This is a genomic window from Dellaglioa algida DSM 15638 (genome assembly GCF_001434695.1).
Lineage (GTDB): Bacteria > Bacillota > Bacilli > Lactobacillales > Lactobacillaceae > Dellaglioa > Dellaglioa algida.
This window is the reverse complement of sequence record NZ_AZDI01000003.1, coordinates 54,820-70,217: the sequence shown is the minus strand read 5'-3', so window position 1 is coordinate 70,217 and position 15,398 is coordinate 54,820. Positions and strand designations below refer to the sequence as shown.

The following is a 15,398-nucleotide window of genomic DNA, read 5'->3' as shown; positions in this document are numbered from 1 at the left end:
TTGGTATTAGCGACGTCGTGAGACGTCGAACGAGGTTTTAAAACGGTGCTAGTCTTGAGCGCTAAAAAGCAAATCAGGACACATCAATTAAGATGGTGTTTCAAATTTACAATGTACGGCAAGTCATTGACGTTGAGAGACGTCGGGTAAGGCGTATTAAAACGGTGCTGGTCTTGAGCGCTAAAAAGCAAATCAGGACACATCAATTAAGATGGTGTTTCAAATTTACAATGTACGGCAAGTCATTGACGTTGAGAGACGTCGGGTAAGGCGTATTAAAACGGTGCCGGTCTTGAGCATTAAAAAGCAAATCAAGATATCGAAGTTTGATGATTCAAGTTTTAGTAGAACGAATAATCGGATTCACAGGTATTTGGTCTTGAAGAAACGTTTGAACTCGAATGGATAGACAAATCGCTCAAAGGGCGTCATTCGAAATTGTATGATTAATGCATGTAAAAGCGACTTCATAGAACTAGATAAGTATAAAGATATAGAGGCGAAACATATTAACAATCAAGCAAAATCGACTCTCGGTAACACGGGTTTCGGCTTTCCTACTACAAAAAGATAGGATTCGAGACATTTCTTAAAAAGAATGCTCGAATCCTATTTTAATGCAAAAAAATGGGAATCATAAAAATGACAAGAATAAATATTACGAAAATTGAAGAAGTTGACTTAATACCTAATATGTTTTTATCAATAAAGTATATTGATGAGAGTGTTACGTTTGTAAGAAGTTAATTGAATACAGAAGTTAATTGAATACAGATGAAATGAATGTATTTAAAAATGGATATCGCTGATGATGGTAATGAGATTTATGTGAGCTGTAAGGATTTCTTTTGTCGGTTAAATAATACTGAAGTGATTATAGTAATAATCTAAGCTCCCACGTTTAGGCGTTTTAGATTGAAAGGTTAGGCTATCCTAAGAAATAAGTTACAATTCATCCGTTATTCTGATATAATAAATTTACTATTAAGAAAATGGAAGTGAATTGATTAACTAATGACAAAAAATGAAAGCTCGAATATGACACCTATGAAGGAAGATTATTTAAAAATTATTTTTGAATTAGGCGGTACGCAAAAGAAAATATCGAACAAACAGATTGCGCTTAGTCTGAACATTGCGGCCGGATCAGTTACAGAAATGGTCAACAAACTTGTTAAAGAAGAACTAGTTGAACATACGCCATACGCGGGGATTTCATTAACGAAACCTGGGATATTATTGGCCGAAGATTTAGTGCGTAAGCACCGTTTGTGGGAGTGTTTCTTAGTTTATAAGTTAAACTACAAATTACAAGATGTTGATGGTGAATCAGAATTACTTGAACATGTGACAAGTGAATATTTACTTGATCATTTAAATGAGTTCTTGGGTTATCTAACGCATTGTCCACATGGTGGTGTTATTCCTGATAAGGAAGGCAACTATGAGGAAGATAGCCATTTAGTTTTAGAAGCGGTTGAAGATGGAACTAAAGTTAATATTGAACGTTTCATCGATAATCATGATTTGCTAACTTACTTAGATGACCTAGAATTACACATTGGCGATAAATTAACAGTTGTTTCGCATGCGCCTTTTGAAGGGCCGGTTGAAATCAAGCTAGAAAATACTGGCGAGGTTAGAAATATCAGTTATAAAGCTGCTCATTATATTTTTGTTAAGTAAGCTTATAATAAAAAAATTGAATTAAAAATCATAGAGGTTGTTGATATCAAATTGATATCAGCGGCCTTTTTTTATTGAATTAAAAAAATTTAATAGTCGGTAAAATGATTTAAGGTTAACCTAAACTTTTTGTTTACAATGTATAAAGTTTGAGTATAATAAGGAATTGAGAAAGAAAATAATTAAAGGAGTGGTGAAAAATGTCGAAAGAAGTGCAAGAACCAAAAATGGCTACCACAACAAAGAGTGCTAGTTTAGAAGAAGTAAATGGATCAGTCGAAGTTCCAAAAAGTGCCGGTTTTTTACGGACCTTATGGGCATTTAGTGGGCCGGGTGCGTTAGTAGCCGTTGGTTATATGGATCCAGGTAATTGGATTACATCAATCATCGGTGGTGCTCAATACCGCTACTTACTATTGTCAGTCGTTATTTTCTCTGGACTTATCGCCATGTTAATGCAATATATGGCCGCTAAGTTAGGGGTCGTTACAAGAATGGATTTGGCACAAGCAATCCGTGATCATACCAACAAACCGGTTGGGTTCCTTTTATGGATCATGACAGAATTAGCAATTATGGCAACAGATATTGCCGAAGTAATTGGTGGGGCGATCGCCTTGCAATTACTTTTCGGAATTCCATTAACAATGGGCGTTATGATTACCATCTTAGATGTTTTCTTACTATTATTGTTAACAAAATTAGGATTTAGAACAATTGAAGCAATTGTTGCGACATTGATTGCATCAATTTTAATTATTTTCCTTTACTTGGTTGCTTTATCAAAACCAAGTTTAGCAGGTATCATGGGTGGTATCTTACCAAGAGCATCAATCGTTATGAACCATGATCAATTAACATTAGCTTTAGGTATCATTGGTGCAACAGTTATGCCACATAACTTGTACCTCCATTCTTCAATCGCTCAAACGCGTCAATACGATTCAAGTGACGAAGAAGAAGTTGCAAAGGTTGTGCGTTTTACAACTTGGGATTCAAATATTCAATTATTTGGTGCAACAATCGTTAACAGTTTACTTTTACTTTTGGGAGCTGCTTTGTTCTTCGGACATGCAGACCAACTTCAAGCGTTCGGTGATTTATACCGAGCATTAAGTGATAATACGATTGCTAAAGGGATTGCATCGCCCGTACTGTCAACACTGTTTGCTGTAGCCTTATTGGCTTCAGGACAGAATGCGACGATTACCGGAACCTTAACTGGTCAGATTATCATGGAAGGTTTTATACATTTAAAAATGCCATTATGGGCGCGTCGATTGGTAACACGTATAATCGCAGTAATTCCCGTTATGGTCGCCGCAATTATTTGGGGTGGTACTGAAGGTGTCCTAGATAACCTGCTTGTGTATTCACAAGTATTCTTATCCGTCGCTTTGCCATTCACAATGATTCCATTAATCTGGTTCACCTCTTCAAAGAAATACATGGGTGAACGATTTGTTAATCCACTATGGGTATCAATCATTGGTTGGGCTGCCGCAATCGGTTTAACAATTTTAAATATTCAATTAGTTTTCAATTTAGTTATTCAATTTTTCGAAGAAATTTTATAGAATAGGGAGAAAAATCACATGAAAAAAAGTTTTGAATTACCAAAGCATAAGAACATTCTTGTTGGGGTCGATAATTCGGCCGATGCACAGTTAGCATTCTTAAATGCGGTTAGTCATGCTTTAGATGATGATTCTCTGCTACACATTGTTACAGTTCTAGAGTCAGATGACTTGAACGTTTTCCAAGTTTTAACAAAAGATACGTTAGCTGAAAAACGCTTGAAGGTTGAAAAACAACTTCAAGAATACAAACAAAGTGCATTAGATGCAGGTGTTAAGGAAGTCCATATTGTTCTTGCCGAGGGTGAACCCGGAGAAACAATTGTTAAGGATGTTATTCCTGATGTGAAACCTGATTTAGTTGTTGTTGGATCAGCGGTAACCAAGGGATTTGGTAAGTATTTAGGTAGCCAGGCAGCATACGTAGCTAAGTACGCACCAGTTTCAGTAATGGTTGTTCGTTAATAGGAATAAGTTATACAAAATGATTAAATCTACTAAAGATTTAGTCATTTTTATTTGGGAAACGTTTACTTGTTTATTTATATATAAGGTTTATGTTATGCTTTTATGTATAACAAAATTAGGAGTAAAGTGATGATATCAAATTATATTTCAATGTTAAAAGATGAGTTTAAAGGGTATAACCTGGCCAAGTTGGCTAAGGATTTAATGGCAGGATTAACGGTTGCAGCGGTTGCAATCCCATTAGCTTTAGCTTTTGGTGTATCAAGTGGTGCAACAGCTGCTGCGGGTTTGATAACAGCAATTGTAGCCGGTATTCTGATCAGTACGTTATCAGGCGCCTATTATCAGATATCCGGGCCAACTGGTGCAATGGCTGCTGTATTAATGGGTGTAATTGCGCAGTATGGACTAAAAGGGGTTTTTATTGCCACTTTAATTGCGGGTATTATTTTATTATTAGCCGGTATTTTTAAATTAGGGGTTCTAACAACATTTATTCCGGCGCCTGTTATTACGGGTTTTACATCGGGTATTTCAATTATTATTGCGTTCGGTCAATTAGATAATTTTTTTGGAACGCATTCAACCGGAGGCAGTTTAATTGAGAAGATTGGGAGTTATTCTAGTCTTGGATTCCAGCCTAAACTGGCGACAACTTTGATGGCAGTTTTAGTCGTCATCGCGTTATTCATTTTTCCGAAAAAATGGAATAAAGTGGTACCTGCTTCTTTAATCGCAATTATTGTGACGACTGCCATTACGATGGTATTCAAGTTAGATGTTGCGACTGTTGGTAAAATTCCAACGAGCGTTATTAGCGGGGATCGATTACAATTGGGATCATTAGATCTTCAGACTGTTAAAAATTTAATTGTTCCTGGAGCAAGTATTGCTTTATTAGGGATGATTGAAAGTTTATTGTGTGGTGCTTCAGCCGGTCGTATGACTGGTAAGGCATTAGATAGTAACCAAGAATTAATTGCCCAAGGTATTGGAAATATGATTCTACCGTTCTTTGGTGGAATTCCAGCTACAGCTGCAATTGCTAGGACAAGCGTGGCAATTAAATCGGGTGCACAAACACGATTAACCGGTATTTTTCATGCACTCGCATTATTAGTTTCAATGCTTTTATTGGCGCCAATTATGGCACAGATTCCTTTGGCTGCATTGGCTGGGGTTTTAGTTGTAACTTCATGGCGCATGAATGAGTGGTCAGCCATTAAATATCTTTTTAAGAATAAATTTAAAAGCGCCCTAATTTTATTTTTCCTAACGTTGGTTAGTACGGTTATCTTTGATTTAAGTACGGCCATTATGATGGGCGTAATGGTCGGAATCGTTATCTTTGTGGCTAAGAGTTCTATTTTGGATGTTGTGGTTGAAGACGTTGACTTAAGTAAAGTTGAAACGGCACAAGAAGGATTGAAGGCTGACTGGGCTGTTGTTTATATCACTGGACCGTTATTCTTTATGTCCGCAGACCGTTTGGATAAGGCATTGCAACCACTTCACGAACGAGATTTAGTTATCTTCTCGTTACGTGGGGTACCCTCAATTGATAATACAGCAATGGCCGTCATTCAAGATTTTTACCAGGATGCTCAGAAAAAAAATCACGAAGTCATCTTTTCTTCTGTTCAACCAAACGTGATGAAAATGTTTGAACGATCAGGATTTGAAGAGACGGCAGGAAAAGATGCGTTCTATTTCTCAGTTGATCGTGTTCTAAAAGAAATTCTATAAAATATAGATTGATTGACAAGAATATTTCGGCATGTTAAGATTCATTCAACTTAATAAATGAAGTTAACACAAAAGTAGTTCTTTATCTGGGAGTCAGAAAGTTGGTGGGTGATGCGAACCAATCAGGATAAACGGACCAAATACGTTAACGTTATTTAAATACCGGATAAATATCTAGAACCGTTATCATCTAGTGAGTGAGAATTTGTGTTCTCAATTAAACTGGGTGGTACCACGGCTAGAGTCGTCCCTGATACAATATTTAATATTGTGTCAGGGACTTTTTTTGTCCAGAAAAGGGGTAATAAAAATGCAAAATATAAATTGGAGTAAGGTTCGATATCAAATTTTTCATGATAAATACTAGAACCGACTAAAAAATAGGAGTGTTTACTAATGAAAAATAAATTATCGTTTACAGAAGCAGCAAGTGTTTTGATGGGTATGTTAATTATTATGGGATTTGGCGTTATCAAGTTTGGATTATCACCACAAACGCCAGTAATGTTGGTCATCGGCTTATTGATATTATGGGCTAGAATACGTCATTTTTCGTGGGAAGAAGTTCACGCGGGTATTAAGGACGGAATGAGCACCGGATTAATCCCCATCTTTATTTTTATCCTGATTGGGTCATTAATCGCAACTTGGATTGCGGCAGGAATTATTCCAACCTTAATGATTTGGGGCTTTAACTTAATTAGTGTTAAATTTTTTGTTCCATCGGTCTTTGTAGTCTGTGCAATTATTGGACTATCGATAGGAAGTGCATTTACCTTGATTTCAACTGTTGGGATTGCATTGTTTGGGATGGGAATGACAATGGGTGTTAACCCCGCATTAGTTGCAGGGGCAATCATCTCAGGTGCTATCTTTGGAGATAAGATGTCACCTTTATCTGATTCAACGAACTTAGCTGCGGCTATTGGGGAGTCTGATTTGTTTAAACACATTAAAAATATGATGTGGACAACAATTCCTGCTTTTGTGGTCTCTTTGATTCTATACTTCATACTCGGAAGTGGTAGTTCGGAAGCAAATATGGATAAGATTAGTCAGACGATTTCAATCTTATCTAGCCACTTCTCAATTACGGCATGGGCCGCGTTACCAATTATTTTAATGTTTGTCTGCGCATGGTTAAAAATCCCAGCGATTCCAACGTTATTTATCAACATTGGTGTATCGTTAGTGATGTTATTTATTCAAAAACCACATACGAGCTTGCAAAGTATTGCCGCATTAATTCAATCAGGTTTTGTTTCTAAAACAGGTAATGCGAATGTGGATATGTTGTTAACTAGAGGTGGAGTTTCAAGTATGATGGGAACTGTTTCATTAATTATCTTAACGTTAACTTTAGGTGGGTTATTGATGAACTTTAATATCATCCAAGTTGTTATGGAACCTTTAGTTAAACGGTTGAACTCATCGGGTAAATTAATCACGGCAACTATATTTGCCGGAATTGGGGTCAATTTATTTGTTGGGGAACAATACCTATCAGTTATCTTACCAGGGAAGGCATTTAAACCCGCTTTTGATAAGTCTAAATTAGATAACTTGGCATTGAGTCGCGCACTTGAAGATGGTGGGACAGTAATCAATTACTTGATTCCTTGGGGTGTTGCCGGCGCATTTGCGGCAAGTACGCTTGGTGTTCCAACGTTGGATTACCTACCATTTGTCTTCTTTAGTTTATTATCTCCAGTTTTTTCAATTATCAGTGGCTGGACGGGCATTGGTTTGAAAGAAGAGAAAGCTTAAACTAAAAACGAGCGATATCGAATATAAAAATTCGGTATCGCTCGTTTTTAGTTATTTTTCATTTTTATTGAGCTTGATTAAGTACATAGTCATAAAGATAGCAATTAAAACCATTACTGTTCCGAAAAGTGGGGTCATTCCTAAACTAAGTTTAGAAACAACTTGTCCACCAATTAAGGATCCCAATGTAATACCAACATTGAACGCAGAAATATTTAGCGATGATGCTAGCGTAATATCTTTAGGTGTATATTTTTCAGCTAATTGAACAATATATAACTGTAGACCGGGAACGTTCATAAAGGCGAATAGGCCTAATGCCATAACAGTTAATAAACCTAAAATTGATAGTTTTGAAGTAAAGAAAAGAATGAACAATACAATCGCAAGACCAATAAACATTTTTAATAGGGCTTGAAGAGGATTGTGGTTTGCTAGACGCCCACCAATTGTATTTCCAAGGGCAACCATCAATCCATAGACAATTAAGATAATAACGACGGCGCTCTCACTGTAACCCATTGATATTTGTAGAAGTGGCGTGATGTATGTGTAGACGACGAACGTACCACCATAGCCTAGGGCCGTTAAGAGCAATGTAATCAATAAATATTTATTTTTAAGAACGCGAATGAAGCCATGGGCATCAGATTTACCTGGAATGGGTAAACCATCAGGTACAAGGAAAAAGTTAGCTATCAAACCGATTAAGCCAATAATGCTAATAAAAATAAATGATCCATGCCAACTTGTATGCTGACCAATAAAGGTACCTAGTGGAACACCAGTCACGGTTGCAACAGTTAGACCAGTAAACATGACTGAGATAGCACTGGCACGTTTTGATGGTTCAACAACGTCAGCTGCGATAACAGATGCAATCGTCATAAAGATACCATGAGCAAGTGCAGAAACGATTCGACCAACCAATAGAATGAGAAAAGTGGGTGCAAATGCTGCAACTAAATTACCAATAATAAAAAGACCCATAATGCTAAGAAGTAGTTTCTTACGATCAAATTGACCAGTCATAATAGTTAATAAGGGTGCACCTATTGTGACACCAAGGGCATATAATGAAACGGTCAGTCCTGCTTGGCTTAATGAGATACCGAAGTCTTTGACTAATAATGGAATGAGGCCGACACTAATGAATTCAGTCGAACCAATTGCGAAAGCACTAATTGCTAATGCTAGAAGTGTTAAAGATGGAGATATATGTTTTTTTGCCATGAATGTGTAAAGCCTCCTTGATTTTTGTTGAAATAATGCTACAATTTATGATTATACGTGTACGAGGTTAAAAGGCAAGAACGTACTAAAAAGTGCCATAGGCACTTTTTAGTACCCATAGGAGGATTATATTGGAGAATAAAACATATAATATTGGCGTTGAAGCAACATTGGAAGTAATTGGTGGTAAGTGGAAAACAATTATTTTATGTCATTTACGTGGTGGAAAAAGAAGAACTAGCGAATTAAAACGCGCTATTCCGAATATCACACAGAAGATGTTAACACAGCAATTGCGCGAACTAGAGTCAGATGGAATTATTTCAAGACACATTTATGAACAAGTGCCGCCAAAAGTTGACTATCAGTTGACAGAATACGGTGAGTCTTTGAGTCTGATATTAAACAAGTTATGCGTTTGGGGTGAGAAACATATTGATCGACTAAATGAGGATAATCAACATGTTGTTTTAATGAATAGGGATAAAGTTTCGTAATAACCAAAAAGACACCAGCATTATTTTAAATAATGTTGGTGTCTTTTTTTACATTGAGGCTAAATGAACCATTAGGTCAGAATTAGTTAAAACAAGCTTAGTTGGTGCATCTAAGACGATAGTATGATTTTCCGAAAATTCTATAAAACGCGTCACATAATCTTTGATTTGGGTAAAATTGTGTGTCGACATAATGATTGTCTTCCCAGCATTATGTAATCCTTGCATAATTGAAATGATATTCTCCTGAGCCTGAGCTGTAAGACCTGTGAGTGGTTCATCCAAAACCAATACATCCGGATTTAAGGATAGGACGCTGGCGATTGCGACTAATTTTTTTTCACCACCAGAAAGATGGTAAGGAACACGATTTTCTAATTTATTTATATTTAGTAAGGTCAGACAATCAATTACGCGTTTATTAACCTCTGGCTCAGGAAAGCCCATTTGTCTGGGGCCAAAAGCAATTTCATCATAAACGGTTGTATTGAACAATTGAACATCACTATTTTGAAAAACAAATCCAACTTGTTGATGAAACTTTTTAGCATTTACCGAATTTTTAAAAAAGTGAGCGTTAATTTGTTGATCATTAAAAGTGTACTGACCATCACTGGGATAAATTAAACCATTCAATAATTTAAAAAGGGTAGATTTACCAGAACCATTAGGGCCTAATAGACAAACGAATTCATTTTTTTTAATGGATAGATTAATATTATTCAAGCTAAGTTTGTCAGTATAACCATAACGTATATTTGAAAATGAAAACATAATGAGCCCCCTACTCTAATTAAAAAAAAGTGTAATTAAAAAAATAGTGATACAAGTTTGTGTGATATCAGACAAATTAAGTCTTTGTTTTGTACGAGTAAAATGATAGTTGCCAGTAAATCCGCGAGCCTCCATTGCACTGTACATTTCTAAAGCTGTACTTTTTGTTTTTAGATACAAGCTGCCAAATAAATTTGATAAAGACTGATATTGATGCCTATTAACGCCAACCGATCGTAATTCCATTGCTGAAGTCATAGCATAGAGTGATTCAGATAATATTTTTAAATATTTAATGGTTATATCGATAATAAAAATAATAATATCTGGGAAATAACATTTTTTTAAAACGATTATAATATCAAAAAATGTATTTGTGTTCATAAAGTATGAAACAATTATTAAAATTAAATTTGTTTTGAGTACGAAAAAAATAACAGTTTTTGCATCCGTTAAAAAAAAACTCGGTAGAATAAACAAAAGAACAAAAACTAAATTAATCGGAATCCGTTTTAATATCGTTAACATATTTAATTTTGGCAACAAGGCAATTTGAAGAAATTGGTACATATAAATGATCCAAATAAACGATATATTTCTTGAAAGAGAAGTTAATAAAATTAAAGTAATTGTTGTTAAAAGTTGAATAAATGAGTTTTGACGATTTAATGGTTGAGAGGTCGTTTCTGTTTTATCTGAAAATAGACTCAATAGATTTAGTAACCTACCTCTATTTTGCTGTAAGAAAGTATTTTTTTGTTTTACGGGTGAATAGTTCTCCGGTGAGGATAACCAATCAGGCATATTAAGATATTTTTGATTTTTCATGTGTCACCAGCTTAAATAAAATAATGAAAATAATGACTGCCGAAAAAGCTGAAAATATATAACCAAGCGGTAAAGACACACCGAATAAGGAATAGTCGGGTAAGAATGGCTTGAAATCTAGACCATGTGCCATCCCTGCAGGCATGTGAGCCTTAAGACCGTTTTGCGTAAGTGTGGGTAGGATGTCTGATGCACTCCACTCTCCCCAAGCCGTTCCTGAAGCCAGTAAACCTAACGGAGATAGTACGGCTAGCCCACCAATTATAAGATAAAAGCGAGATAACATTTTTTTTACATTTGACTGTGGATGATTTCCGGCTAAATAAATAGAGTTAGGAGAGACTTTCTTTACAAACGAGAAGACTAAGACGGTGAAAATAGCTTCGACCCAACCGACAACGAGTAAATGGGTTAATGCCATTGCGGGTACTGAAATTGAGAGTGGGTAGGGAGCATAAAGTGGGTTACCACCCTGGTCCTGAAAAAGTAGTGGCTGAATACCTAACTCAACAGCCACAATTAATGCGGCTAAATTAATTCCGACATAAGCCCCAATGAAAGCACCTATTTTTTCTTGGTTAAAACGTTTAAAAAAAGAATAAATAAAGTAGCCAACAAAGGGCATTATGAAAGCCATATTGAACGCATTAGCGCCAAATGCTAAAATACCGCCATCTCCGAATAAGAGTGCTTGTAGTAATAAGGCAACAGTAATCGATAAGGAGGCGGCCCACGGACCTAGCAGTATTGCGAGCAGCGTTCCACCAACTGCATGGGCTGTGGTGCCACCTGGTACGGGTAAATTGAACATCATAATTAAAAAAGAAAGAGAAGAAGCGATTCCTAACAATGGAACAGTTTCTTTTTTTTCTTTAATTTGAACTTTAACCTTTGAAACAGATATTGCCCAAACTGGTGCCATTGCAACAAACATGGTTATACAAGTTTGAGGACTAAGATAATTATCTGGAATGTGCATGAGAATCTCCTTTATTAGTTTGCGATGAAATCTAAGAGGTAACTGATATCAGTGATAACAATTTTTCGTTTTATTTTTGAAATAACTTGTTCTTTTTCAAGCTCGACAAGGATTCGATTCACGCTGCTTCTGGAGGAAATACCGCAGAAATTTGCAATATCCTCATTGGTGATATCAAAGTCGATTAAAATACCATTACTAATTTGTTTACCAAATAAATCGATGAGACTGTAAACGAAGGCACAGATGGCCCCTTTTTTACCATTCATAATCATTCGTTGTGAACGATAAATATTTTCTGAAAGTTTTTTTCGATAATAGTTCTTCACGTAATTTTGTAGTTCGATGGTTGAATTAACATACTCCCAAAAAGTGACACGATCTATTCTATAGAAGGTTGCTTCTTTTGATTCAACACGGACGTTAAATGGAGAAGACGTATATTTAGAAACTTCATCGCGTAACAAGGAAATAACATCTGGCTTAGCAATATATGACAAGTTAAATTCGCGACCGTCCTGTAAGATAACGCTGTTTTTGATGATACCTTCTTTTAATATATACGTGTAGCGTTCTTCTAAACCGTTGTACGTTAGATAATTGTGTCTCTTCTTAGTAATTGTAGGTACATTTTTTTCTTCTAAATAGTTCATCAGAAATTCAATATCAGTTAATACCATGGGGGCCACCTTAATTTTATATTTGTTTACAAACAACGTTAATCTTTAACATATGACAAGGTGAGAAACAAAAAACGCCTATATCACAATTGTACACATTTGTTTACATTCATGTAGTTCTAATTGCATAACAAAAGTATAGAGCCAAAGGATGACAAAAAATGACTGATTTAAAGGATACAAATGTAGACAATAATTAAACGTATAAAATAGCAACGCCAAAAGAGAGAGTTTAAATTTGTAACTCACGATATAATTCAAATGTTATAAAAGCAAGCATAGGGAAAGGAAATGACACATAAAATGGTATCAATAAAATTACCATATGATAAAAAGATGATTACGGTGAACATCGCAGATAAGAATTTTGCCGGAAAATTAGTTTCAGAAGCTGCAACATATCATAACGAACTAACTGAGAAAGAAACAGTTGAGCGGTCATTAGACAACCCAATTGGCGGTTCTAAGCTAGAAGAGTTAGCAAAAGATAAAAAAAATATTGTCATCATTAGTTCAGATCATACTCGCCCAGTACCTTCAAAAATTATTACACCTATCCTATTAAGAAGAATTCGATCAGTTGCACCAGACGCCAGAATTCGGATTTTGGTTGCTACAGGATTCCATAGGGCATCAACACATGAAGAACTTGTAGATAAGTATGGTGAAGATATTGTCGCAAATGAAGAAATCGTGATTCATAACTCTGAGGATGATTCTTCAATGGCAAAAATCGGTACATTACCCTCAGGTGGTGAATGTATCGTTAACAAAGTGGCAGTAGAAGCTGATTTACTTTTATCAGAAGGGTTTATTGAATCTCATTTCTTTGCCGGATTTTCAGGTGGTCGTAAATCTGTTTTACCTGGTGTTGCTTCATATAAAACAATTTTAGCTAACCATTCAGGACCATTTATTAACTCGCCTAAGGCAAGAACGGGGAATATCAGCCATAATCCTATTCATAAAGATATGGTTTATGCTGCTAAAACGGCCAATTTACAATTTATTATTAACGTTGTTTTAGATGAAAATAAAAAAATTATAGGTTCTTTTGCAGGCGATTTAGAAGAAGCTCATGCTGAAGGCTGCGCGTTTGTTAAACGCTTATCAGAAGTGCCAAAAGTACAAAGTGATATCACGATTTCAACAAATGGTGGCTACCCTCTAGATCAAAATATTTACCAAGCAGTTAAGGGGATGACATCCGCCGAGGCTACGAATAAGGAACACGGTATTATCATTATGGTTGCCGGTTCTCGCGACGGGCATGGTGGAGAAGGTTTCTACCATAATATTGCCGATTGTGATGACCCTCAAGAATTTTTGGATAAAGCGATTAATACGCCGAAGACAGAAACGGTTCCTGATCAATGGACGTCACAAATATTAGCAAGAATTTTAGTTAATCATGATGTCATCTTTGTCTCAGATTTGGTTGATCCTAAGTTGATTGCGGATATGCATATGAAATTAGCTAAGACGATTGATGAAGCACTAGATATGGCATACGCAATTGAAGGCGCAGATGCTAAAGTTGCAGTTATCCCTGATGGATTAGGCGTTATCGTTAAATAAAGGAAAATAAAAATGGAACAAAAAAATTTGAAAGATTTATTAATGGAAGTTGCAGCTGGCCGAGCTGATGTCACAGATGCTATGGATAAAATTAACAATTCTGGATTTGCAGAGCTCGACTTTGCTAAAGTTGATTTAGCTCGAGAAAAACGGAATGGGTACCCCGAGGTTATTTACGGAGAAGGTAAAACAGCGGAACAAATCGTTGGCATCATGCAGGTTATGACTCAAAATAAATTGAACATTTTAGGTACTCGTATTTCAAAAGAAAAATTTGAAATTATTAAAGAGTCTAATAAAAATGCTATATATTTTGAAAAAGCAAGATGCGTGACCGTTACAAATCATGAAATACCAACAACTGAAAGTTATGTGGCGATTGTAACAGCTGGTACGTCAGACATGGACGTTGCAGAAGAGGCAGCGATTACGGCTGAAACTTATGGTAACAAAGTAGAACGCGTGTATGACGTTGGCGTTGCAGGAATTAGTCGACTTTTTAACCGTCTTGATGTCATTCAAGGTGCGAAGGTTGTTATTGTGATTGCTGGAATGGAGGGTGCGCTAGCAAGCGTTGTAGGTGGATTAATTGATTCACCGCTAATAGCGGTACCAACAAGTGTGGGCTATGGTACTAGTTTTGGAGGCGTTACGCCACTTTTAACGATGTTAAATAGCTGTGCATCTGGAATTACCGTCGTTAATATCGATAACGGATTTGGCGCGGGATATTCGGCAAGTATGATGAATCATTTATAGAAGGGAACAAAAATATGCATACATTATATTTAGATGCTTTTTCAGGCATTAGCGGCGATATGTTCATTGGAGCTTTACTTGATTTAGGAATCGACTTTGAAGAGTTTAAAAGAGAATTAGCCAAAATAAACGTATCCGGCTACGACTTAGAAAATGAAAAAATTTTAAAAAGTAGCATATTTGGTACTAGTTTCGATGTTCATATGCATCATGGTGAAAAAGATCATGGATTTGTTGAAAATCACGTGCATCATCATAACCATGACGTGAGACATCTAGCTGATATATTAAAAATCATTGATGATAGTGATTTGAAAGATGCAATTAAAGAACAAGCAAGCGATGTTTTCACTGAAATTGCTAAGGCAGAAGCAGTCGTTCATCATGTTGAAATCTCTGAAATTCATTTCCATGAAGTTGGCGCATTAGATTCAATTGTTGATATTGTCGGTTGTTTTGTGGCATTAGATTTATTAAATGTAGACAAAGTTATTTCTTCTACTTTGACGGACGGTAGCGGATTTATTGATGTTGCGCACGGTAGAATGCCAGTGCCAGTTCCGGCTGTTATGCAGATGCGGGTTGGTAGTCAAATACCAATTAAGCAAGATGCGTCAATTCATACGGAATTAATTACGCCAACTGGAATGGGTATTGTAAAAAATATCGTGTCAGAATTTAGTGAGATACCAAGTGAATTAACCGTAGAAAAAATTGGCTATGGATTTGGTAAGAGAGAAACGGGTGGCTTTAACGCACTGCGTGTCCTACTACTCGAAAAAAAAAACTAAGTTCACAAGTCATTGACCAAAACGACGATTCTGTG

General features: G+C 36.1%; 14 protein-coding genes. 9 read left to right on the top strand and 5 right to left on the bottom strand.

Annotated elements, in window-relative coordinates; genetic code table 11:
• The first annotated feature begins 1,038 nt into the window (after positions 1-1,038).
• From FC66_RS03550 to nhaC, 5 genes are all read left to right on the top strand, one after another.
• Positions 1,039-1,686, top strand: coding sequence for a metal-dependent transcriptional regulator (locus FC66_RS03550; RefSeq protein WP_057974076.1), 648 nt, complete (start codon positions 1,039-1,041; stop codon positions 1,684-1,686).
• Between the two features lie 200 nt (positions 1,687-1,886).
• A complete protein-coding gene (locus FC66_RS03545) occupies positions 1,887-3,263 on the top strand; it encodes an Nramp family divalent metal transporter (RefSeq protein WP_057974008.1) in 1,377 nt (458 codons plus the stop codon).
• 18 nt (positions 3,264-3,281) lie between these two features.
• Entirely contained in the window at positions 3,282-3,728 is a 447-nt protein-coding gene (locus tag FC66_RS03540; RefSeq protein WP_057974007.1) for a universal stress protein, read from the top strand.
• Positions 3,729-3,860: 132 nt separating this feature from the next.
• Positions 3,861-5,477, top strand: coding sequence for a SulP family inorganic anion transporter (locus FC66_RS03535; protein ID WP_057974006.1), 1,617 nt, complete (start codon positions 3,861-3,863; stop codon positions 5,475-5,477).
• Positions 5,478-5,873: 396 nt separating this feature from the next.
• On the top strand, positions 5,874-7,244 hold the full coding sequence (gene nhaC, locus FC66_RS03530; RefSeq protein ID WP_057974005.1) for a Na+/H+ antiporter NhaC: 1,371 nt from the start codon (positions 5,874-5,876) through the stop codon (positions 7,242-7,244).
• A gap of 51 nt (positions 7,245-7,295) precedes the next feature.
• Here the strand turns inward: nhaC and FC66_RS03525 are convergent, their stop codons facing one another.
• Positions 7,296-8,477, bottom strand: a complete 1,182-nt coding sequence (locus tag FC66_RS03525) for an MFS transporter (protein ID WP_057974004.1) — start codon at positions 8,475-8,477, stop codon at positions 7,296-7,298.
• A 131-nt stretch (positions 8,478-8,608) separates the two neighbouring features.
• On the opposite strand from FC66_RS03525, the gene FC66_RS03520 reads away from it, so the two are divergent.
• The gene (locus tag FC66_RS03520; RefSeq protein ID WP_057974003.1) at positions 8,609-8,974 is read left to right on the top strand and encodes a winged helix-turn-helix transcriptional regulator; all 366 of its coding nucleotides are present in this window, start codon (positions 8,609-8,611) and stop codon (positions 8,972-8,974) included.
• A 48-nt stretch (positions 8,975-9,022) separates the two neighbouring features.
• On the opposite strand, the gene FC66_RS03515 is transcribed toward FC66_RS03520, so the two are convergent.
• Genes FC66_RS03515 through FC66_RS03500 form a run of 4 tightly spaced genes read right to left on the bottom strand, consistent with a single transcriptional unit; the run spans position 9,023 to position 12,235 of the window.
• A complete protein-coding gene (locus tag FC66_RS03515; protein WP_057974002.1) occupies positions 9,023-9,748 on the bottom strand; it encodes an energy-coupling factor ABC transporter ATP-binding protein in 726 nt (241 codons plus the stop codon).
• Positions 9,749-9,763: 15 nt separating this feature from the next.
• Positions 9,764-10,576 carry a CbiQ family ECF transporter T component gene (locus FC66_RS03510; protein ID WP_057974001.1) on the bottom strand — a complete coding sequence of 271 codons (813 nt, stop codon included), beginning with the start codon at positions 10,574-10,576 and terminating at the stop codon, positions 9,764-9,766.
• Entirely contained in the window at positions 10,554-11,555 is a 1,002-nt protein-coding gene (gene cbiM / locus FC66_RS03505) for a cobalt transporter CbiM (RefSeq protein ID WP_057974000.1), read from the bottom strand. Before cbiM ends, FC66_RS03510 begins: the two co-directional genes overlap by 23 nt.
• A 14-nt stretch (positions 11,556-11,569) precedes the next feature.
• On the bottom strand, positions 11,570-12,235 hold the full coding sequence (locus FC66_RS03500; protein WP_057973999.1) for a Crp/Fnr family transcriptional regulator: 666 nt from the start codon (positions 12,233-12,235) through the stop codon (positions 11,570-11,572).
• A gap of 303 nt (positions 12,236-12,538) precedes the next feature.
• On the opposite strand from FC66_RS03500, the gene larA reads away from it, so the two are divergent.
• The 3 genes from larA to larC are packed head-to-tail and all read left to right on the top strand — an operon-like array spanning position 12,539 to position 15,363.
• Positions 12,539-13,813, top strand: coding sequence for a nickel-dependent lactate racemase (gene larA / locus FC66_RS03495; protein ID WP_057974075.1), 1,275 nt, complete (start codon positions 12,539-12,541; stop codon positions 13,811-13,813).
• A 12-nt stretch (positions 13,814-13,825) separates the two neighbouring features.
• Entirely contained in the window at positions 13,826-14,572 is a 747-nt protein-coding gene (gene larB, locus FC66_RS03490) for a nickel pincer cofactor biosynthesis protein LarB (protein WP_057973998.1), read from the top strand.
• A 14-nt stretch (positions 14,573-14,586) separates the two neighbouring features.
• Positions 14,587-15,363, top strand: coding sequence for a nickel pincer cofactor biosynthesis protein LarC (gene larC, locus FC66_RS08165; RefSeq protein WP_057973997.1), 777 nt, complete (start codon positions 14,587-14,589; stop codon positions 15,361-15,363).
• Positions 15,364-15,398: the final 35 nt, after the last annotated feature.